Origin of the sequence: Yersinia proxima, from assembly GCF_902170785.1 — a bacterium.
GTDB lineage: Bacteria > Pseudomonadota > Gammaproteobacteria > Enterobacterales > Enterobacteriaceae > Yersinia > Yersinia proxima.
In genome coordinates this window covers 79,126-101,859 of sequence record NZ_CABHYG010000009.1, presented here as the reverse complement: position 1 = coordinate 101,859, position 22,734 = coordinate 79,126, and the positions used below count along the sequence as shown (strand labels likewise).

The window sequence follows — 22,734 nt, the reverse complement described above, 5'->3', positions numbered from 1 at the left end:
GCAACGCCAACTACTTTGGGTATACGACAGGGGCTGTGGCTTGGGTCACTGGCTATTAACCCGGAAACAGGCTTTTCAGATGCTGGCAGGCATCTTCGTAACTGCTGCGTTCGAACATGCCTTGCTGCAAGAAGATTTCCATTTGCGGATACAAAGCAATGGCCTTATCCAGTAATGGGTCACTGCCGGCGGCATAGGCTCCAACGCTGACCAAATCGCGGTTACGCTGAAAACTTGCAAGCAATTGTTTAAATTGACGAACTTTGCTGTAATGATTCTCATCTATCAGTGAGGTCATGGCACGGCTGATAGAGGCTTCAACATCAATAGCGGGGTAGTGACCTGATTCAGCCAGGCGGCGCGATAGCACCACATGCCCATCAAGAATGGCGCGAGCTGAGTCGGCGATCGGGTCTTGCTGATCGTCGCCCTCGGTCAATACCGTATAAAATGCGGTGATCGATCCACCACCGGACACCCCGTTACCGGCACGCTCAACCAGCGCCGGTAATTTGGCGAATACCGACGGCGGATAACCTTTGGTCGCCGGAGGCTCGCCGATAGCCAGCGCGATTTCACGTTGTGCCATGGCATAGCGCGTCAGGGAGTCCATGATAAGCAGGACATGCTGACCACGATCACGAAAATCTTCTGCAATACGAGTGGCATAAGCCGCACCTTGCATGCGCAGTAACGGCGATACGTCAGCCGGTGCCGCGATGACGACTGAGCGCGCACGCCCTTCGGGGCCTAAAATATTCTCAATAAAATCTTTTACTTCTCGGCCACGTTCGCCGATCAAGCCAACCACAATCACATCCGCTTGGGTGTAGCGAGCCATCATGCCTAACAGCACACTTTTCCCCACCCCAGAGCCAGCGAACAGCCCCATACGCTGCCCACGACCGACGGTCAGCAGGGCATTAATGGTACGTACGCCAACATCCAATACCTGTTCAATTGCGGTACGTTGTAATGGGTTGATCGGGGGAGTGATGAGCGGGGCGCGATAGCCGGTTTCAGGAGCGGGTAAACCATCCAGTGGCTTGGCACTGCCATCTAATACGCGCCCCAGTAGTTCTGGGCCGAGTGGCAACTGTTTACTGGCAGAAGCCCCACCGGTGGTGATGCGCGCATAAACACGGGCGCCGGGCACAATCCCTTCCACTTCTTCCAGTGGCATCAGGAACAGGTGTTGGCCGTTAAAGCCGACCACTTCGCTCTCAACTTCTTGTACTTCACCGTTATCATGGCGCTCGATTAGACAGGTGGCCCCCAGTGGCAGTTGCAAACCAGTGGCTTCCAGCACCAGACCGGTGGCACGCGTTAACCGCCCGTAACGGCGAATGGTAGTTGATTGGCTAATACGCTCTTCGAATTTATCCATCGAAGCCAGCCAGCGACCGAGGCGCGCAGTCATCATAATTCTCCCGGCGCTGCCAGACGGCATAATTCATGCCAGCGCGTCGCCAGACTGGCATCCAAATCACCTTCTTCAGCGCTGACTTTGCAGCCACCTGGGTGAATTTGGCTATCGCCCAACAAACGCCAGCCATGCAGACTCAAGGTCGAGCCTAAGCGCTGCTCAACCACGGCGAGATCATTAGGATTGACACGCAATTGCGGTTTACCGGCAAACATGGGTTCTTGCTGAATCATTTGCTGAATTTGTGCCAGCAACGCGGTGCCATCACAAATCGCCGGTTGACCCAGAATCTGTTTGGCTGCCGCCAATGCCATTTGCATTAGCCGTGAGGCAATGACACTGTCCAGCGCATCAAGGGTATTCTGGAAGTCGCTGACCAAGGTTTGCCAGTGTGCGGTGATAGGGGCCAATTGTTTCTCAGCATCGGCCAGCGCTTGCTGATGCCCCTCTTCCAGACCGGTTTGGTAACCTTTATCCAGGCCCTCTTGTAACCCTTTGGCAAATCCTTGCTGGCGACCCTGCTTCTCGGCTTCGAGTTGCAGGTTCATCAATATCTGCTGTTCATCACCTTCTGCTGGTTCGCCGTCCTCTCTGGGCTCATCAGTAAACAGCATGCTGATATCCGGCGGCGCAGCGGCCGCGGTAGGCTCAGGTTGGCTGGCAAAGTCATTCAATGACCAGGGTTGCCAGGGCAGGGTATTAATCCTATCAGACATAGATATCCTCGCCGCCGCCGATGACTATCTCGCCGCTTTCCGCCAAACGACGGACGATAAGCAAGATGGCCTTCTGTTCGTTTTCGACCAGAGACATACGTACCGGCCCACGGGTGGCCAAATCGTCGCGCAGAATTTCTGCTGCCCGCAGCGACATGTTGCTGAGGAAGCGCTCGCGCAGTGCCTGATCGGCACCTTTCAAGGCTATCAGTAGCGACTCGTTGTCGATCTCTTGCAGTAAACGCTGGATGCTGCGGTCGTCGACACTGACCAAATTCTCGAACAAGAACATCTCGTCGATAATTTTCTGAGCCAATTCACCGTCGTATTCGCGTACCGCGTCCATAACCGTCTCTTCCTGCTGAGTCTTCATCAGGTTGATAATCTCAGCCGCAGTGCGGATACCGCCCATTTTGCTGCGTTTGAGATTCTGACCATCGAGCAGGTTGTTCAGCACTTCGGTCAATTCAGCCAATGCCGCCGGTTGAACGCCGCCGAAGGTGGCGATACGCAACATGACATCGTTACGCAGGCGTTCGTCGAACAGTGCCAGAATATCGGCCGCTTGAGCGCGTTTCAGATGAACCAAAATAGTGGCGATAATCTGCGGATGCTCGTCGCGGATCAGATCGGCCGCCATCTGCGGCTCCATAAAGTTGAGGGTTTCCATGCCGCTGGTGGTTTCGCGTGATTCCAGAATGTCTTCCAACAGACTGGAGGCGCGTTCTTCCCCCAATGCTTTTATCAGCACGGTGCGCAGGTAATCGCTGGCATTCACACTCAGTGCGGCATATTGCTCTGCATCGTCTTCAAACTCAGCCAATACATCAACCAACTGTTGGTGAGAAACCTGACGCATACTCGCCATGGTGGTACTGAGCTGTTGGACTTCACGCGAGGAGAGGTGTTTAAACACCTCGGCGGCATGGTCTTCACCCAGAGTCATCAGCATGATGGCGCTTTTTTCAGTTCCGGTCAGGCTCATTGGTCATTACTCATCCATTGACGGATAACCAGCGCGACAACACGTGGGTCTTTATCCGCTAGTTCGCGTATACGCTGGGCCTGAACTTCAGCACTGACTCGTTGCTGATTTTTCTTACGCAGGGCCAGCTCTTCTTTAGTTTGTTTCGCTGTTTCAGTGGTTTGTGCAGCCTGAACAATGTTATTGACTGATGCTGCTGCTTTATCCGCCACTTGCTTCTTAGCTATCAGTGGGCGCACCAGTTTGCGCCACAAGATCCACGCCACCAGTAAGATGAGCAAGTAGCGACCAATATTCAGCAACTGATCAAAGAACGACTGTTGTTGCCAGAATGGCAAGTTACTGCCGCCAGCATCGTCAGTGGCATTAAACGGTGTGTTCACCACATTTAATGTGTCGCCGCGTACCGTGGAGAAACCCATGGCCTCGCGCGTTAGCGATTCCACCTGCGCTAATTGATCTTTGCTCAGCGCGATAGGTTTACCCGCTTTATCGCTGCCGTAATTAACCACCACGGCAACAGAGAGGCGCTGCACCATGCCGGCTTGTTGCTGGGTATGGCGGATAGTACGGTCAACTTCGAAGTTGGTGGTTTGGTCATGACGGCTATTGCTGGACGTCGCGGTTTGTCTGGCTGCGGTTGCCGGGCGATTCGCTGCGTTAGCGGTATTTGCTGCAGCACCTGCCGCAGGGGTTGCCTGAGGCACTTCAATCGGTGCGACCGGTGTGGCTGAAGGCTGGTTGGATAATGCCCCTGGAACACCCCCGACATTGCTCCCACCGAGTTGTTCACTGGTACTGACTTGCTGAGAGCGCACAGCCCCTTGGTTAGCAGCCTGATTCGGTTTGTACTCTTCGTCAGTCTGCTCGCGGCTGGCAAAATCAACTTGTGCGGTGACTTGTGCATGAACATTACCGCTGCCCACCATCGGTGCGAGGATAGTTTCAATGCGGCGCTGGAAGCGGTTTTCAACTTCATTGGTAAATTTGAGTTGCGCTGCATTTAAATCACGACCGGCGCTATCCGATTGTGTCAACAGACGTCCGGTTTGATCGACAACGGTGACGTTAGCTGGCGGTAAACCTGCCACACTGCTGGAAACCATATAGACAATGGCGTTGATTTGACCATCATCAAGAGCACGACCTGGTTGTAGGGCGAGTGTGACAGAGGCTGTTGGTGATTTTTGCTCACGGACGAACAGTGACGGTTTCGGCATGGCTAAGTGCACCCGCACATTTAAGACCGGGCCGAGTGTGCCAATCGTTCGTGCCAGTTCGCCTTCCAACGCACGCTGGTAGTTGACTTGTTCGCTGAATTGGCTGATGCCAAATTTTTCCTGATCCAGTAGTTCAAAGCCTACTGCACCACCTTTAGGTAAACCTTGTTGAGCCAGACGCAGACGGGTCTCATGTACTTTATCTGCCGGGATCAACAATGCTCCGCCATTATCAGCGAAGCGATAGGGAATATTCAGTTGCGTCAACTGCGTGACGATATCACCACCGTCACGATCATTCAGGTTGCTATAAAGGACGCGATAATCCGGGCTTTTAGCCCATAACATCAGCGCGACAATAATAGCGACCGCCGCAGCCGCAGCAATCAGCAGTGGGATTTTTGGATTCGCGCGTAGGCGTGCCAGTGTCGTCGTAAAGGTGTTCTCACGATTTTCACCGCCAGTTATCGAGGCATTCATACACGTCCTTGGCCAAGCTGAATAACGTTTGAGTTAGTATTTTTTATGTAACTAATGTGTTGGAACAAAACAGACTCCCAAATGCTGTGAGCGATAACGCATCAATAGCTGATATCCCCTTTTATCGGCATGCCATTATTTGCTGTAAGTGGAAATTCGATGGCTCAATAAGCCGGTATTTTTACGTCTATTTAGCCGCTTTAGCGCAAAAATGATGTGTTAGGGTGTCATCCTGAAAAAAGTGATAGCTGTTTGAATGGTGAACAACCGCTTTTGCGAGCGAATTTGTCACGCAGTTATTAACCTACTGACGCACTCTGGGGATGAACATGTCTGTTCAAGGTATCGAAGGGGTTTTACAGCAATTACAGGTCACGGCATTGCAAGCATCTGGTTCAGCGAAAACACTGCCCGCTGAGGCCGGTTTCGCCAGCGAATTAAAAGCCGCTATTGGTAAAATCAGTGAAAATCAGCAGACCGCCCGTACATTGGCGCAAAATTTTGAATTAGGTGTGCCCGGCGTCGGCCTAAATGACGTGATGGTGAATATGCAGAAGTCGTCTGTATCTTTACAACTCGGTATTCAAGTACGTAATAAACTGGTAGCAGCTTATCAAGATGTCATGAATATGGGTGTCTGAGTGAGTAATGCCATTGAATTATATAGTAAAAACTACTATCCAATTTTCTTATGGGGCATGAGTGGGGCATTTTGAGAAAATTTAGCATTGATTAATGCCATTTGTTCATCATTATTGTCTGGATCCACTCACCATAAACAGAGAAAACCATCGGTGCTGATGCGTGACCCATCTGTGATGCAATGAATGATGGGTTTGCTGGGTTTGCTGGAGTTGCAATCACCCCATCAACAACTACGGCCCCACAAATTAACGCTGTAAACTTTATCGGAACTGCAATTCTTGCAGAAGGTGAATATATTACAGTTACTGGAAATTTAATAGTTGGTTTCAACATGATCTTATTTCCTCTGGTTTTTCACTGCAAAGAGTTTTATGCAACGGGCTAGATGGGCAAAGTGTTATATATATCAAGGGGTGGATACTCATAAAATAATGAACAATCACTTTTGGCCTTATGGGGCGGTACCGACTTAACTGGTGCTTGACCTCCTGTGTTAGGGTTTAGCGGAATACAGCTTGAGGGCACTACAAGCAATGCAACTTTTCACAGAAATGTTGCAGTCTACTTAGAGTACGGTTGATATATAAATCCATCTGTAAATTCTAGTAGAAACACAGTAACAAATCAGGTGTGTAAAAACGTTAAAAATCATGATGTATATGCCGTTAGAGGTAATGCTACCATCCAAGCTAATGTTGAGAATATATTGCCTACAGCATCCGGAATACAGACTGGTGCTTTGTCTAGAAAAGTTGCTATAGGTGAAAGCTGATTGTTTAATTGCGCAATAGGGGCTCAAGCTAACGGAATCGGGCACCGTATTGGTAAAAACATATTTGTTGGCAATATAAAGGATGCGTTTGAAACTGATTAACAGTATACGATTGCAGTAATTCCGACTAACTTACCTATAATAAGTGATATGGATTACTATTATGCCACTTGGTCAGTATCTAATATGTCTAGTTTTAAAAATACCTTTAATGGGTATGTTATTACGCCTACTTTTGCGTCAGTTTGCACCATTGTTACCGGTGGTAACTTAGGGCTTAGCTCTGCATCTGTTGGGGTCGACTCTGCCAGAAAGATACAGTTTATTTGTTTGGGGCATCAGGATCAATAACATGGAGTCAATTAGGCGCTCCTATCTGATAATTCCCCCTGCTGAAAATGTAGGGGAGTTATTAGCTTACATGTCTAACAAATGGTGGCAGTCCATTTCTGTCCGTAACCACTACAGCGCTGTATATAGAAAATACAATACTAAGAATAAGCACTATGTAGGTAACTTTTTCTTTGCTAATCGCGGAATATATCAAATACATGCCTATGACTAGCGATGATGCCTTAACGAACCCGACAGGTTCCCATAGCTGAGTAGCTCCGAGGCACATATATACCGCAGACAATGTTATGGTGCATAGTAAAACACCTAATGAAATTGGATTTAGAATAAAGTTATTACTATTGGTAACTACTCTGTGAATGGATATTGAAAATACCGTTATTAACATTATCGAGAAAATTGATACTCCGATAGATATCCTATATGAAGGGAAATTTTTTCTAATTTCACCAAGATAGCTAAGTGTTTCACCATTAATACCAGCCATTATGTAATGAATCATATCTTTAAATGGTAGGTTCAGCATTCCTGAGCTAGATTTATCAAAAAGGTGATTTGTATTTAAATGTAAGTGAAGATATAAAATCCAAGATAACAATATAATTGGTGGAATACAGTTAGGTAGTGTACTTTTTATTGTCTGTGATAATTTAAATGAATGCCTGGTGAATATAAATCTATGTGTGTGTGAAATAAATTGTGAAAAAGCAAGGATTACGGGAATTAGAACATAAGACTCTTTGGATAGGACAGCTAAAGACATTGCAAGAATGTATAGTTTTAAATTTTTATTTGCATACAGTATCAGCGAGATTATTATCAATGCATCAGCGCTGCCATCTATAAAGCCAAATCCAACGGTATATAATGTTGACCCTCCTACAGCCCAAACGAGTGCATACCAGGCCGAATATCCACGACTAATGAGGAATGTTGCCAGCATATAAGCAGCTATAAGCTGCAATCCAACCGTAACAGTAAAGTAGAATTTTGGTGATACCCAGTCTTGACCTGTTAGTCTTGATAAAACATATGTTATTGCAGGAATGCCTACTCGCTGCGCTCTATATGCAGGCATATCTATGTGCTCTACCGTATCCTTTAATAGCAGCGGGTCATCAGAATGATAGTAGTAAAATTGACCATCCCACCCAGCTGATTTCTCGTAAAATACTCTGTTATCAAATCCATGTGTGGCGATATTTGCAGGTGCAGCGTACTTACCCGGAACCAGGTACTGATCAAAGTCCCCATTAAGCGAACCGCGCAGCCCCACAATCACAATTGCTGCATAAACGATTACAGTAACAGCCAGTACCATAGCGACTTGCAGCTTTGATTTTACAGAAGTCATTCTTATTTCCATTTATCGGCATCCAACATAAATTGCCGGTTCTGTTGATGGCGAGAAGTTTAACATCTGAGCGGCAGTTGATCATCTTTAGTGGGGATCTGTTGTGATAGGCGGTATGAGAGCCATAGTGAATAGGGCAAAAATGGGCAAAAAATTACCAAAAACTAACTCGAACTATGCCAACGATTGGCAAGACACTTTGCGGTAAGATACGCCATACCTGATGTTTCAAGAATTAATCCGAACTTAAATTGAACCATCACACATTATGAATATGGGTGTTTAAACTTCATGGGACAACGCCCATAAATATAGAGATGCGGTTGTGCCATAAGGGGTGTAGCGGCGGCGATAGCGTTCAAAACGTTCGCGCGGTAGCGTTTTGTGGCGATATAAATTCATCATGCCACGGCGAATGGCCAAATCACCCCAACTGAGGACATCAGGGCGAGAAAGTGACGAAATAAGCAGCATTTCTGCCGTCCAGATACCGACACCATTCAAGTTCGAAAGCTGTGTAATGACCTCATTATCCGGTAACTGAGCAATAGCCGATAAATCTAATGATCCATCAAGTGCTGCATCGGCAGCACCTTTAATGTATCCGGCTTTACGCATAGTCATCCCGCACCCCTGAATAACGTCTATCGGGGTTGCGGCAATAGTTATCGGTGTTACCGTGCCGACTAATGCCATAAGACGTGCATTAACGGTGAGTGCCGCTTTAACGGAAATTTGCTGGTCAACAATATTTCTGATGAGTGCAGCAAATAAATCTGGTGATAATGGACGGGCAATCATTCCTAATCGTTCGATAGCTGCCGCCATCTTTTTATCCCGTCGCTTAAGATGACTAATCTCTGTTTCACCGTAACTGTAGAACACGTATTTGCTCCCGACATTGTCGACTATAAAATGATTTGGTTCAGCATAACCTTAACGCCTCCCTATCACTCTCTGTTTTTTGCTTGCTAAGCGCTCTGTGCCAGTACGATATTTTGATGGCCAATTTTTTGCAGTATTACCGAAATATCAACATTATCGATTTTGTCTGCCTTCAAGTGAGCAATAGCATATTCATGCCAGATTCCAGACTCGAGGAACAGAATAAACAGCTCTCTATCCAGATGATTTTCATTCACCATATTCAACATAATATTGAGCGCTTCAGATAATAGTTTTCCTTGCTTATAAGGGCGATCTGCAGCTGTCAGTGCTTCAAATACATCGGCAATAGCCATCATTCGAACAGGAATACTCATCTGTTTATAAGTGAGCTGATACGGATAACCTTTACCGTCCATACGCTCATGATGTCCCCCGGCAATAGTCGGAACATTTGCCATTGTGCGCGGGAAGGGGAGTTTCTTGAGCATCACAATGGTCTGCATAATGTGCTCATTTATTTTATAACGATCCTCTTCGGTCAATGTACCACGCCGAATACTGAGGTTGTAAATTTCACCACGGTTATAAAGCAAAGTCGGTTCTGGTAATTTGAAATCATAATATTCTGGGCGTTTATTTTTATTATCACGGTAGATGAAATGTTCTTTTTTGTCCGCCAGCATCGGTTCTTGCACCGGCAGGGAAACTGTTGGCTGTCGCGCTTTGCGCTCGCGTTCTTCCTGAGCAACACCGGCATTGTCATCTAATGTTCTAGTCCAACGATACTCGGCAATTTGCTGAATACGCGCTATTGCTTCATCCGACATAAATTCGCCACCTATATTACAGTGGGCAATAAAATAAAAATCATCGTCCAATTGACGTAATTCCTCGGCCAGTGCTTGTTGATCTGTTTCATTAGCACTAACGGTGGCATGACGACGTAAGAAGGCAATTTCTTTCTCGCGTTTTAACACTTCAAATCTCATGCGTATTTCATGGATACGGTCATAAATTAATTCCAGTTTTGTCGATTTATCCACAACAAATTCGGGCGTTGTTATTTTACCGCAATCGTGTAACCAGCATGCTGTATGCAGTTCTTCCCACTCATTTTCAGATAAACTAAAGTTGGCGAAAGGCCCTTCTTTGATATTTACAGCGGCCCTGGCGAGCATTTTAGTGATTTCAGGAACTCGCTGGCAGTGGCCGCCGGTATAAGCACTTTTGGCATCGATGGCCCCCGCAATAAGTTCAATAAATGCATTGAGTAGGTTTTTTTGCTCCTGTAATAACTGCTGAGTCTCAACAGAAACAGATAAACTGCCAACCAGTGCGTTAACCAACTGAATTTTAGAGCGTTCGCGATCTGCATTTAATTGATAAGGATTGAACAACAACAAGAAACCTAAAAGTTGCTGGTCATGTGTTTTCATTGGGACGGCAACAAAGCGTAATGGTAAATACGGCTGCAGAAATTCTTGCAGTTGATTGAATATATTCTCTTTATTTAATGTTCCAGCAATAGTTGTGCCTTCAAGTACTGGCTGAAAAGCGGTGAAGTTATCTTCTTTAATGCTCAATGAAGACATTTCAGCTACTGGGATATTTTCGCCATTCCAGCGAAATGCAGTTGGCGTGAAAGTTCCTTCATTTTTATCTGCCAAAAATATAATGCCACCAGTCATCGCTGCTATTTCGGTAGTTTCACTTAATAGCCCCTGCATTTGACGGAAGAAGTTGTTTTCAGCTGTCAACATATTACCCATTGAAATAAACTGCTTTAGAGTTGATTTCATTTTTGACATTGATTTGTGTAGTTCATCGACTTCTTCAATCATGGAGTGCTCAGATTCACGTTCCTCGAAATGTAAGTTACTTATGGAGTCGGCATCCTGGCGAAGACGAATAAGTGGATTCGATATCTTCCGTGAGAAATACCAAACAAGTGGCAGGCTGAGCATTAGCAGAATAAAAGCAATAAAGGTCGAGTGATTGCGAATCGAATTCGCATCAGCGGTGAGATAGCTTGCTGGAGTAGCGATAACCAACTGATATTCATTGCCACCATTATCAATATCGACGATTGAGCCGTACCAATGCTTTCCTTGTGCTTCAAACATGATGCTACTGTCATTGTTATTAGTACCTCCGGAGCTATTTTCTCGGGTATTTAGCAGTGTTTGTAATACCGGAATTTGTTTATCTGAATGAGTACTGTTTACCGAGGTCTCTTTAGATTTAGGTAAACTCGCGATGATCTCCCCGCGTGAGTTGATAATAATGGCCTGGCTATCAGGTGGCAGATTCTGTCTTATTAAAAATTCGGATAACGAGGCCAATGATACATCTAATCCAATGACGGATTGGTTATTTTCAGAACGACGACTATAGGTAAAACCCGCTTCACCGGTTCCCTTGAAAATATAAATAGGGGATGTAATAAGGCCAGGGCTGGCTGAAGCTAAAATAAACCAATCTCGCTTTCTGGGATCATAGTTATCATTGTCTCTAGGCATAACTGCAATGACTTGCTGCTTTTCATTCAGATAAATAAACCGTTTTTCCGGTAAGCTATCGAGGAAACGATTGCTTTGAATCATCCACTCGGCTCCCTCTGGGGCATGAAATAATTTACGGTTAGCTTCAGTCAGACGCCGCAACATAAATAAGTCACCATTAGGATAGGCACTATATACGGCACTGGCGTAGTCATTTTGTTTAAGTATTTCAATAAATTTACCGACAAAACCCATGCGCTGTTCAAGTGTTGATAACTCTGTAATTTGCATACTGGAAAGAATGTTGACAGACATCATCATGGGGCGTGTTACAGCGTCCAATTCTGCCGCGATTGCCTCGCCCGTTTTTTGATACTGTCTGTTGGTGCTGATTTCAGTCAATTTAGTCAGCTGGCTATGACCAAAAATGATAATGACAGTACCGATTGAGACAATCAGTAGCGTAAAGAGAGCCGCAATCTGGATATGTAAAGGATAGCGGCTTTTTAGTCCGAACAGGTTATTGGGCATCATAGCCATCCTGAGAGATTATTATTTAATCAATTTTAATCATAGAATGTACTCACATAACTAACATATTCCTCTTTTTTTCAGTGAGTTATGATTAATCATATGATTGTAAAGACTTTTGTTGATTTTAAACGATGACTTATGGAGGAAAATACTACTGTTGGTACTAAAAATAATGTTTTAACGCGCAAAATATCTAAAAGCAGCAGTTAGCAGCCAGGATGATTATCTATAAAAAGAGTGAGATAGCTGCATAAGGATACAACTGTATGAATTGAGAGAAGTAAGTAAACTATATCGAAAGTAGCCAAAAAAAGGGACTGAGCAGGTTAATGCCAACTTTAAATCAGATTTAAATAACGGTGATAGTTTACCTGCGGTGGATCATTATCGGGAGGTTGTAATCGGTGATGTCCACGTATCGCAGTAGGCGCAAATCCAAAACGTTTGCGAAAACGCTCAGCAAAACGTGAGGAGCTTTCATAGCCTACCTGGCTGGCAATTAATGAAATGGGCCAATCAGTCCCTTGCAATAAACGTAAGGCACTGGTCATGCGGACATCTATCATCAAGTCACGTAAGAGTATATTTTCGGCCGCTAATTTTCGCCGTAATACCACTTCACTCATTGCCATATGATCAGCAACTTCAGCGGCAGACCATATTTTATGTGGGTCAATTGACAGGCAACGGCGTACTTTTTCACTTAATGAATGACCATCATTTAGTTTAAATTTAACACCACGCTGAGCTAACCAAAGTAATAATTCAAGCATACGGTGCCTGACGATAGTAGGGGGGATATCACCCACATCGGATATTGCTTTAAATGTATTGCCGAAAGTATTAATAAATTCAGGTGCCAAATCACGCACAGGCATAACGCCAGGTATAACCCCGAGGCCAGCAGAGGCAGGATGATTGGCGAAGGTGGCTATCAAACGAGGATCACAACGGAGCTGATGGCTGAAAAATAACCCATCATCAGATAATCCATTAATTACATCAACTGTTTGCCCGCTGCTGACGGCAACTATTTCACCCGTTCGGACAATACACTCTTGATTAGCCCAGCGAATGACTTTATGCCCACGGTTAACCATAATGAGCAAAGGATGCTCAATATAGACTGATGTAAGGAGTAGCTCTGTATGTTGAATAACATGTGCCGAGCTACCCACCCCGGGACAAAATTTAATTGTACGTTCCATCGATATTCATTTCACAATTTTGGCCTGAGAATATCTTTACGCTTTGAATGGCAGACTAGCAACTTATTTTAATAGAAAATTCACTATCACTGACTATTTTAGCGAAAAGCTGTGGAGTGAGAATAATAGTCAATCAGACATGGAAAGTTGTTACCATCAATAAATTTATTTGTTAAAAACCATAACAATTAAAATTGATTGCTATTTCAATAATTGCAGTTGCAAGCGATAGTTCAGTTACAAATACTATTTTATGGCCATACTAGCTGTAGATTACTGTGTTTCGCCTAATAGCAAAGCATGATCAGGGAATTGGCCGTATGTATTATTTACCGCCTGTTGTTTTGTTGATTGTCCAACTAACTCACTTAATGCATCAAGGCGTAGTTGCAATAAACGTTTAATCTCAATTTCATTATCCAAAATAGCTCTTAGCTTCTCCCGTAATAATTCTTGTAGCATTAACGATGAGCATGAAGAAATAGTGATATTAGCGGTGCTTTCAACAGCTTTAAGGTAAGTCATTTCTAGATCAACCAGCGCATCCCAATTGCCCTCGGTCGCCAGCACTAACATTTGCTCGCTGAGGGTCAGGATTTGTTGATATTCAGACAAAAGGTGCTGGTGACGTTCCATTAAATGGGGTCCTAATCAGGTTGATAATTGGGGCCAATCTGCCGCCAGGCATCCGCAATATTTTCGAGCAAAGCGAGCACTTCAGTAATTGCCTGTTCGTCATTATGCAAGTTGGCATGCAGCAAGCGCCGCGACATATAGTCATATAAAGCCGACAAATTCTGTGCCAGCTCACCGCCTTTTTCCATATCAAGACCTGCACTTAACCCATTATTTATAATGTTAATGGCTTTAGAAAGTGCAGCACCTTTGGCAGGAATATCTCCCTGATTCATCAAGATGCGGGCGCGAACCAGGGCGCTCTGCGCCCCGTCGAATAGCATCACGATCAATTGATGTGGGCTGGCGCTCATTACCCCACTTTCCAGGCCTACCGTAGCATACGCCTGGCTCCCTGATCGGTTGTACATATCCTATCCCTTATGAAGAAAATTGTTGCGTTAAGAAACTGACAGTACTGTTCATTGATGTCATCATTTTATCCAATTGAGTAAATTGTGTTTTATAACGCTCAATGGTTAATGCAATGCTGGCTGTGGTTGCCGTGACTTGAGTATCCAGATTTTTTAATGATTTATTGATACCGTCAGTGGCGCTTTTCAGTGTGCCCTTAGTGGTATCGAGTACCGTATTGAGCAAATTATCAGTCTGGGTAGCAAATCCAGTCTCTTTGCCATCACCCACAAAGAATGTCACTACACCGTTTGGTTTCTCGGTTAACGCTTTATCCAGTTTGGTTGAGTCTATGGTCAGTTTGCCTTTTACATCTTGTGTGATGCCCAGGCTGGCTAAGGTCTTCACATCACCTGACTGAGCCGAAGCCAATTGGCTTTTTAACTGTGTCTGAATACTGCGCAATGTACCATCGCCGACCAGTGCACCATTATTGGTTGACTGATCTTTTCCTTGCTCCACTGCGGTGTACTGAGTGAGTGAGCCGAAAGTGGTTTGCAATGAATTATAGGCGTCAACCCAGGTTTGAATCGCTGCTTTCATCGCGGTGCTGTCGCGCGTAATGTTAAGAGTTTCAGGCTCATTGGCCTTGGTTTTGGCTTTCAGTGTTAAGGTAACGCCTTGTGGAGCATCAGTAATAGTGTTGCTTTGGCGTGTAATCGCCACACCATTGACTGTCAGCGCTGCATCTTCTGCTGCCACTTTTTGCGTCATACCACCGCTACCACCGGTGCTACTTGGTGTGTAATTAAGAAAGTCATTTAAAGTATCATCACCGGTGACACTGATAGTCATTTCTGACTGGGTGCCGGTATCTTTAGACGTCAACGCCAGATAATAGGTATTATCATCCGCTTTCATAATGCTGGCGCTAACACCACCTTCTTGTTTATTGATGGCATCGCGGATACCTGTCAGCGACGTTTGCTCGCTGGTTAGGGTGACTTCCAACGGATCTTTTTTGCCAGGCTGGGTGATAGTGATAGTCCGTGAGGCATTATCATTACCTAATTTATTGGTCGCATTGGGTACTTCTGCTGACAATAAAGATTGTGCTTTCGCCAGATTGCTGACTTCGATAGTGTAACTACCGGCACTGGCCGCACTATCAGTTACCGCACTGAATGCTGTGTTAGTGCTACTTACAGCAGTAGAGGTCAGTGTGTCAGCTTTTTTCAACGCAGCTGAGGCGGTTTCTACTTTAGCCAGTGCACTTTGCAAAATACCATAAGCGGTAAGTTTACTTTTATAACTGGTCTGTTGGGTTGTCAGCGGTGTTAATCGCGCTTGCTCCGCATTTGATAAACTCGTCAACAGAGAACTTAAATCCATGCCTGACCCTACACCTAGCGAACTGATACTTGCCATGTCTAATCCTTAATATTCAAGTGTCGTTACCGGGTTATCGGCCAGGGGATGGAAAAGTTTACACATAAAATAGAATTTATGATGGGCAGAATAGCAGGGGATAACAGAGTGCTATTTGCGGCATTGAATCACCTATTTAGTGGCGATATTCCAAAATAGTTAATTAAAGGTTTGGTCAAATCCGCCGATACAAGCTGTAACGGTGATAAAACCGTGGGCGATAAGCCAGAACCATAATCTAACAGAATTTAAGGAATACCTACTATGGCGGTCATTAACACTAACAGCTTGTCTCTGCTGACTCAGAACAACCTGAACAAATCCCAGTCTTCTTTAGGCACCGCCATTGAGCGTTTGTCTTCCGGTCTGCGTATCAACAGCGCAAAAGATGATGCAGCGGGTCAGGCGATTGCCAACCGTTTCACTTCTAACATCAACGGTTTGACTGTAGCGGCACGTAATGCCAACGACGGTATTTCACTGTCTCAGACCGCTGAAGGTGCGTTGGGCGAAATCAACAACAACTTGCAACGTATCCGTGACCTGACCGTTCAGGCGCAAAACAGCTCTAACTCAGCATCTGATATCGACTCAATTCAGTCTGAAGTTAACCAGCGCATGGAAGAAATCAACCGTGTAACCAAGCAAACTGATTTCAACGGCATCAAAGTATTGGATAACCGTACTGCAACGGATTCAAGCTATGATTTCCAGGTGGGTTCTAAAGATAACGAACAAATCAGCATTGCTATCGGTAAAAGCTCAGGCTGGAACCTGGCGGCAGCTAATACAGATGGTACTTCAGGCGATACCATTAATACTTATAAGTTCACGACAACGACTGCTTTGGATACTGCAAAAACAGCAGTTACAACTAAAACAACGGATCTTGCAACAGCAGAGAAAGCCTATCAAAAAGCCGTTGCTGATGATGCCGCTAACGGTACAACTTTAGCTGATGCTACCGCCAGAGATGCAGCAAAAACTGCGTTGACTACAGCGAATGGTACTTACACTACAGCACTGAAGGCCTCTACTGATGCAGGTGAAGCGGTAAATGGCAACGCCCGTACTGTTGCAGCCGAAGGCTTTGATGTACTGAAAGGTCAGGTTGCTGCTGATGGTACTGCTGCGGGTACTACACCGCTGGCCGATATCGATAAAGCACTGAAAGCGGTTGATACTCAGCGCAGCGTGTTAGGTGCGTCTCAGAACCGTTTTGAGTCAACCATCACCAACCTGAACAACACAGTAAACAACCTGACTTCAGCTCGTAGCCGTATTCAAGATGCGGATTACTCAACTGAAGTATCCAACATGAGCCGTGCACAGATTCTGCAACAAGCGGGTACTTCTGTTCTGGCTCAGGCTAACCAGGTTCCACAAACAGTATTGTCTCTGCTGCGTTAATTTAGGCTGAAATAATAATTTCACCCTAGGAATGCACTATAAAGGCGGCCTGTATTGCCGCCTTTTATTCTAGGTTAATTTTTTTCCGGTAAAGAAATTACCCTAGATTAAAACATGGGATAAATACGGATGGCAGAGGAGTATTAAGTGAAAGAGCTTATGGTAGTTCAACCTGATTATGTTACTAATTTCAGCTGCGTGGGTGCAGCTTGTCGTGATCACTGCTGTAAGCGCTGGAGTATTACTCTCGATAAACAAACATACCGTAAATATACAAAAAGCCAAAACGCTGAGATTAGACGTATTGCTATAACAGATATTTCAGTCAGTAGAGCCAGCTTTTCAAATTGGGCTGAAATTAAGCTCAATGAACAAGGCAATTGCCCTTATTTGGATCAAGACCAACTGTGCAAAGTACATAAGCGTTTAGGGGCGGATGCCTTAAGTGAAACTTGCTCATCCTATCCACGACTGGAACATGTTTATCGTCATGAAAAGCGCAATAGTTTAAATATCTCTTGTCCAGAAGCTGCGCGGCAAGTGCTGTTTAACCCGACTGCTTTGAATATGCAGTCTATACCTATTCAGAAAAATGGTTATTTCAGAGCACCTGAACTCAATATTGAAGGGCAATTAATTAATTTATTTTGTGCTAATTTTTTGATGTCTCCTCAACCCCGTATTGAAGAAAACTTATATAGCATTGCCTCTTTCTTACTTTATTGTCAAAAATTAGAAGGCACGATAGACAGTAAATTACCGGCGATGGAAGCGTATTTTGAAGCTCTACTTGGGAAGCTGCAAGGCGGCTCTGTTGCAGGGCATTTGCAAAATATCCCATTCAATCAAAACCTTCAATGGCAGTTGCTTATCCGTATTCAGCAATGCTGTATTGACTCGCCAAATTCAAGAGGAAGGGAAACCTTATATAGTTACCTCGGAAAGCTGATTGAGCATCTGGTCGTTGAGTTCGACAATGAACAACTTGAAGAAAGAATGAAATTATTGAGTGCAGCTTGGAATGACAAGGCATTGCCTTTTTTTTCCAACCATCCTCATGTGTTACGTAATTATTTCCTTTATCGATTGCACCACAACCAATTTGCCATTCGTGGTGGTCAACCGCTATTAAAAGAGCTCTATTTATTAATGGTCGATTTCTTCTTTATTCGCTCGTTGATTAGTGCCCACATACTTAAAGTCGGGATGATTACGGAAGACGATGTTATTGATATTTTCTATTCCTATCATGCCTTTAGGCAGCACAGCGCTAAGGTTGAAGCCGACTTTAGAACAGAAATCGACAAAGTGAAGATTAATGATGATCTCTCATTATTACAACTTTTGGTATAGCGCCAGTGATCGGTTTTTCATCACTCAGATAAAAATTAATGGCGTTATTGAAATCCTTTAAAGCGAGACAGATAGCATACATAAGTGGGCATAAGTCAAATAGCCGCCTTTTTATAGGCCTATTCAGGCGATTGTCTGACTGACCGGACAGGATAATGGTACGACTCTCTTACCCTTAGGTGCCTGTCTAGTGAGCGATCTGTATACCGCCGAAGGCGTGATGGACAAGAATTCCCTCTGGCAACGCTATGTTCCTCTGGTTCGACATGAGGCATTGCGTTTGCAGGTGCGCCTGCCGGCCAGTGTGGAATTGGATGATTTGTTGCAGGCTGGGGGGATTGGTCTGCTGAATGCTGTTGAGCGTTATGACGCTTTACAAGGAACCGCATTTACCACTTATGCGGTACAGCGTATACGTGGCGCGATGTTGGATGAACTGCGCAGCCGAGATTGGGCGCCACGAAGTGTACGGCGCAATGCACGCGAAGTGGCCAGTGCGATGCAAAAGGTTGAACAGCGGCTCGGACGTCCGGCGACTGAGCAGGAAGTCGCACAAAATCTTGATATTGATTTGACTGAGTACCGCCAGATCTTGTTGGACACCAACAACAGCCAGCTTTTTTCCTATGACGAGTGGCGGGAAGAGCATGGCGAAAGCGTCGAACCCATGCTGGAAGGGCATGAAGATGCCAATCCGCTACAGCATTTATTGGAAGGAAATCTGCGTCAACGTGTTATTGAAGCGATCGAGGCTTTGCCGGAACGTGAAAAAATGGTGTTGACGCTGTATTACCAGGAAGAGCTGAACCTGAAAGAAATCGGCGCCGTGCTGGAAGTGGGGGAATCCCGCGTCAGCCAGCTTCATAGCCAGGCGATAAAACGCTTACGCGCTCGCCTGAATAACGACTCATAATTCATTTTCGCTCAGTGATATCACAGTGTTTAACTTTATTAATGCAGGTCTTCTTATGCCAGGACTTCAGTTAAAAAAGCGGCCGCTGAGCCGTTATTTAAAAGATTATAAGCACAGCCAAACTCATTGTTCACATTGTCATAAACAACTTGATCGTATGGCGTTGGTTTTCCGCGGACAAATTATCAATAAAGAAGCGATTGCCGGCATGGATCAGCCCATTGATGATCAGGTCTGGTTAAAGCTCCAGCATGAATTAACCGCATTGTGCCGTTTTTGCAGTGAGATATATTGCAATAGTACGCCGGGTTATTTCGATATCATGGCGTTCAAACAGTATTTATTTGAACAAACTGAGATGAGTCATAGTACGGTTCGCGAATATGTTGTGCGGTTGCGTCGGTTGGATGAAATGCTGGTTGCGACCAATTACCCAGCAGATAAATTTGCCAGCGAAACCATGCATCAGCGTATTATTGATGAACTGCCAAATGCCGCGCATAACAATTACCGCATTGCTTTGCGTAAGTATGATCAATATTTGGCATGGCAAAAGAATTACTAAGGTTATGACGGAGTGTTTTCATTTGAGAAAACTCTGTGTTTTTCATTGAAAGTGCTTCAAATATAAATCAAAACGATTACGTCATTATCTTCAGTGATTCCCCGCCCGGCAAGGTTCTCCTTGACCGGGCTTTTTATTATCCCATACATTCCTCTGCGCGATTGCTTACCTACATCTATAATAAAATCAGTGATTATTAGCGTTGTTTCTGATAAATCTATGTTTTCCCTCCGCACTTGAGCAGGGGTGTTAACAACATTTACTTACCCAGGCCACTGCCTGGAGTCAGTCTGTCGGGGATTGGCTTGCTTCTGCCTATCTGTAACTCGAATTACTTAGAGTAATAGTTGCAGTAACTCATTAATTTCTTGGAGGGCCCGTGACGCTTAAACAAAAATTGGAAAATTTCCCGCGCCTGGATTTAGTCGGCAATCCCACGCCATTAGAAAAGCTATCTCGCCTCTCTGACTATGTAGGACGTGAGATCTATATTAAACGTGATGATGTCACACCACTGGCACTTGGCGGTAATAAGCTGCGTAAGTTGGAGTTTTTGGCGGCTGATGCGTTGAGACTGGGAGCGGATACATTAGTGACTGCAGGAGCTATCCAGTCTAATCATGTGCGCCAAACAGCGGCTGTCGCCGCAAAATTGGGGTTGCATTGTGTTGCGTTACTTGAGAATCCTATCGAGACCTCACAGGAAAACTATCTGACCAATGGCAATCGGTTGCTGTTGGATTTGTTTAATGTTGAAGTGGTGATGTGTGATGGCCTATATGACCCAAACCAGCAATTGGCTGAGTTGGCAACTCGTATTGAGGCGCAAGGTTTTCGTCCCTATGTAGTACCGGTTGGGGGTTCTAATGCCTTGGGCGCATTGGGATATGTGCAATGTGCATTGGAAATTGCAGATCAATCGGTCGGGAACGTCGCTTTTAGCTCGGTGGTTGTCGCATCAGGCAGTGCGGGCACCCATGCGGGGTTGGCAGTGGGTCTGCAGCAGTTGCTACCACATGTGGAACTGATTGGTGTCACGGTATCGCGCAAAGCAGAAGAACAACACCCTAAAGTTACTCAGATTCAACAAGAATTGGCGGCATCGCTTGGAATGAGTGGTGAACTGGCGGCTATCACCTTATGGGATGATTATTTCGCGCCTCAATATGGTATGCCGAATGCAGAAGGGCTGGCGGCGATCTCGCTTTTGGCAAGACTCGAGGGGATGTTGCTGGACCCGGTTTATACCGGCAAAGCGATGGCTGGTTTACTTGATGGTATTAAGCAACACAAATTTCGCGGTAATGGGCCCATTTTGTTCATCCATACCGGCGGTGCACCTGCATTGTTTGCTTATCATCCGCAGGTGTAATCTTTGGTTATTGCTTATTCCATTTATAGCTATCGTTATTAGTTTATATTTCTTTATTCTATTAACAACACTGATAAAGTGTTGAATATCAAAAATAAACATCACAGCTGGGGTATTTATGGGCTTTTCAATTGTACGTCGTCGGGTTGTTCTGGGCATGATGGCGGTTGCACTGGCAACTGGCCTGAATGTGAAGTCTTATGCTGCGGGTGATCTGTTAGATCAGGTTAAAGAACGAGGAACCCTGATTGTCGGGTTGGAAGGAACTTATCCACCGTTCAGTTTCCAGGGTGAAGATGGCAAGCTCACCGGCTTCGAAGTGGATTTCGCCAATGCATTGGCGGAGCATATGGGCGTTAAGGCAAAAATCACGCCAACGAAGTGGGATGGTATGCTGGCCTCACTGGAATCTAAGCGTATTGATGTGGCGATTAACCAGGTTACGATTTCAGATGAACGTAAGAAAAAATATGATTTCTCAACACCTTATACAGTATCGGGCATTCAGGTTCTGACCAAGAAAGGCAATGAAAGTAAGTTCACCAAACCTGAAGATTTGGTAGGTAAGAAAGTGGGGGTGGGTTTGGGCAGTAACTATGAACAATGGTTACGCGAAAACCTGAAAGATGTTGATATTCGCACCTATGATGATGACCCAACTAAGTATCAAGATCTTCGTGTTGGTCGTACAGATGCCATTCTGGTTGACCGCTTAGCGGCTCTGGATTTGGTGAAGAAAACCAACAATACCCTGGCCGCTGCTGGCCCGGCATTTGCCCGTCAGGAGTCAGGTGTGGCATTGCGTAAAAATAATCCGGAGCTGTTGGCTGCTATCAATCAAGCTATTGCTGAAATGCAAAAAGATGGCACCTTGGCCAAAATTTCAGAAAAATATTTTGGTGCGGACGTAACTAAATAATGCAAGAAAGTATTCAACTGGTGCTGGATTCAGCACCATTTTTATTGAAAGGTGCCTGGTTTACCCTCCAGCTTAGTCTGGGGGGGATGTTTTTTGGTCTGGCATTAGGTTTTATGTTAGCCATGATGCGGTTATCCCGATTCTTGCCTCTTTCACTCCTCTCTCGTTTTTACGTTTCTATTTTTCGGGGTACTCCACTAATTGCTCAACTGTTTATGATTTATTACGGTTTGCCGCAATTTGGGATTGAGCTGGATCCTATGCCAGCAGCGCTAATTGGCTTATCACTGAATACGGCCGCTTATACCTCAGAAACATTGCGTGCTGCGATTTCATCCATTGAGAAAGGGCAGTGGGAAGCCGCCGCCAGTATCGGCATGACGCGTTGGCAAACTCTCTACCGAGTGATATTGCCGCAAGCAGGTCGTACTGCACTTCCTCCGTTGGGCAATAGTTTTATCGGTTTGGTCAAAGATACCTCGTTGGCCGCGACCATCCAGGTTCCCGAACTTTTCCGCCAGGCGCAATTGGTGACTTCTCGCACTTTGGAAGTTTTCACTATGTATCTGGCGGCCTCACTGATTTATTGGATCATGGCGACCCTGTTATCAGCATTGCAAAATCGTCTGGAAGCCCATGTTAATCGTCAGGATCAGGAGTAA

19 protein-coding genes and 1 pseudogene are annotated in these 22,734 nt (G+C 45.2%); 8 read left to right on the top strand and 12 right to left on the bottom strand.

The features are described 5' to 3' along the window. Positions 1–55: 55 nt before the first annotated feature. Genes fliI through fliF form a run of 4 tightly spaced genes read right to left on the bottom strand, consistent with a single transcriptional unit; the run spans position 56 to position 4,827 of the window. Positions 56–1,420 (bottom strand): flagellar protein export ATPase FliI, encoded by a 1,365-nt coding sequence (gene fliI, locus FTB31_RS07090; protein WP_050075614.1) that lies wholly within the window; start codon positions 1,418–1,420, stop codon positions 56–58. Then, a complete protein-coding gene (gene fliH, locus FTB31_RS07085) occupies positions 1,420–2,142 on the bottom strand; it encodes a flagellar assembly protein FliH (protein ID WP_050075383.1) in 723 nt (240 codons plus the stop codon). The genes fliI and fliH overlap by 1 nt, the downstream gene beginning before the upstream one ends. Next, positions 2,135–3,127: a flagellar motor switch protein FliG gene (gene fliG / locus FTB31_RS07080; protein ID WP_025377924.1), complete on the bottom strand. Its 993-nt coding sequence runs from the start codon at positions 3,125–3,127 to the stop codon at positions 2,135–2,137. The genes fliH and fliG overlap by 8 nt, the downstream gene beginning before the upstream one ends. Further along, positions 3,124–4,827: a flagellar basal-body MS-ring/collar protein FliF gene (gene fliF, locus FTB31_RS07075; protein WP_050075384.1), complete on the bottom strand. Its 1,704-nt coding sequence runs from the start codon at positions 4,825–4,827 to the stop codon at positions 3,124–3,126. Before fliF ends, fliG begins: the two co-directional genes overlap by 4 nt. Before the next feature lie 329 nt (positions 4,828–5,156). On the opposite strand from fliF, the gene fliE reads away from it, so the two are divergent. Next, complete coding sequence (fliE, locus tag FTB31_RS07070; protein ID WP_050075385.1) at positions 5,157–5,468, top strand: flagellar hook-basal body complex protein FliE; 312 nt, start codon at positions 5,157–5,159, stop codon at positions 5,466–5,468. A gap of 35 nt (positions 5,469–5,503) precedes the next feature. Here fliE and FTB31_RS07065 read toward each other — a convergent pair. The 8 genes and pseudogenes from FTB31_RS07065 to fliD form a co-directional block, all read right to left on the bottom strand. Then, positions 5,504–5,667: pseudogene (locus tag FTB31_RS07065) on the bottom strand (tyrosine-type recombinase/integrase); the annotation flags it as partial. Positions 5,668–6,656: 989 nt separating this feature from the next. Further along, positions 6,657–7,952, bottom strand: a complete 1,296-nt coding sequence (locus FTB31_RS07060; RefSeq protein WP_227725972.1) for a hypothetical protein — start codon at positions 7,950–7,952, stop codon at positions 6,657–6,659. Between the two features lie 282 nt (positions 7,953–8,234). Further along, positions 8,235–8,837 carry a DNA-3-methyladenine glycosylase family protein gene (locus FTB31_RS07055; protein ID WP_227731246.1) on the bottom strand — a complete coding sequence of 201 codons (603 nt, stop codon included), beginning with the start codon at positions 8,835–8,837 and terminating at the stop codon, positions 8,235–8,237. 86 nt (positions 8,838–8,923) lie between these two features. After that, entirely contained in the window at positions 8,924–11,872 is a 2,949-nt protein-coding gene (locus FTB31_RS07050; RefSeq protein WP_227719937.1) for an HD domain-containing phosphohydrolase, read from the bottom strand. 341 nt (positions 11,873–12,213) lie between these two features. Next, a complete protein-coding gene (locus tag FTB31_RS07045) occupies positions 12,214–13,083 on the bottom strand; it encodes a helix-turn-helix transcriptional regulator (RefSeq protein ID WP_050075388.1) in 870 nt (289 codons plus the stop codon). Positions 13,084–13,356: 273 nt separating this feature from the next. Beyond that, entirely contained in the window at positions 13,357–13,719 is a 363-nt protein-coding gene (fliT, locus tag FTB31_RS07040; protein ID WP_077174937.1) for a flagella biosynthesis regulatory protein FliT, read from the bottom strand. A gap of 11 nt (positions 13,720–13,730) precedes the next feature. Then, on the bottom strand, positions 13,731–14,129 hold the full coding sequence (fliS, locus tag FTB31_RS07035; protein WP_077174938.1) for a flagellar export chaperone FliS: 399 nt from the start codon (positions 14,127–14,129) through the stop codon (positions 13,731–13,733). A 10-nt stretch (positions 14,130–14,139) separates the two neighbouring features. Next, complete coding sequence (gene fliD / locus FTB31_RS07030; protein WP_077174939.1) at positions 14,140–15,540, bottom strand: flagellar filament capping protein FliD; 1,401 nt, start codon at positions 15,538–15,540, stop codon at positions 14,140–14,142. Positions 15,541–15,804: 264 nt separating this feature from the next. On the opposite strand from fliD, the gene FTB31_RS07025 reads away from it, so the two are divergent. The 7 genes from FTB31_RS07025 (at position 15,805) to tcyL (ending at position 22,734) form a co-directional block, all read left to right on the top strand. Then, positions 15,805–16,950, top strand: a complete 1,146-nt coding sequence (locus tag FTB31_RS07025) for a FliC/FljB family flagellin (RefSeq protein ID WP_227719928.1) — start codon at positions 15,805–15,807, stop codon at positions 16,948–16,950. Positions 16,951–17,097: 147 nt separating this feature from the next. Continuing rightward, the gene (gene fliB / locus FTB31_RS07020) at positions 17,098–18,303 is read left to right on the top strand and encodes a flagellin lysine-N-methylase (protein WP_227725976.1); all 1,206 of its coding nucleotides are present in this window, start codon (positions 17,098–17,100) and stop codon (positions 18,301–18,303) included. A 190-nt stretch (positions 18,304–18,493) separates the two neighbouring features. Beyond that, positions 18,494–19,216, top strand: a complete 723-nt coding sequence (locus FTB31_RS07015) for an RNA polymerase sigma factor FliA (protein ID WP_005160341.1) — start codon at positions 18,494–18,496, stop codon at positions 19,214–19,216. A gap of 55 nt (positions 19,217–19,271) precedes the next feature. Continuing rightward, positions 19,272–19,781 carry a flagella biosynthesis regulatory protein FliZ gene (gene fliZ, locus FTB31_RS07010; RefSeq protein ID WP_050075395.1) on the top strand — a complete coding sequence of 170 codons (510 nt, stop codon included), beginning with the start codon at positions 19,272–19,274 and terminating at the stop codon, positions 19,779–19,781. Positions 19,782–20,160: 379 nt separating this feature from the next. Further along, the gene (locus FTB31_RS07005) at positions 20,161–21,153 is read left to right on the top strand and encodes a D-cysteine desulfhydrase (RefSeq protein WP_077175447.1); all 993 of its coding nucleotides are present in this window, start codon (positions 20,161–20,163) and stop codon (positions 21,151–21,153) included. 118 nt (positions 21,154–21,271) lie between these two features. Further along, entirely contained in the window at positions 21,272–22,072 is an 801-nt protein-coding gene (tcyJ, locus tag FTB31_RS07000; RefSeq protein WP_050075397.1) for a cystine ABC transporter substrate-binding protein, read from the top strand. After that, a complete protein-coding gene (tcyL, locus tag FTB31_RS06995; protein ID WP_005160319.1) occupies positions 22,072–22,734 on the top strand; it encodes a cystine ABC transporter permease in 663 nt (220 codons plus the stop codon). The genes tcyJ and tcyL overlap by 1 nt, the downstream gene beginning before the upstream one ends.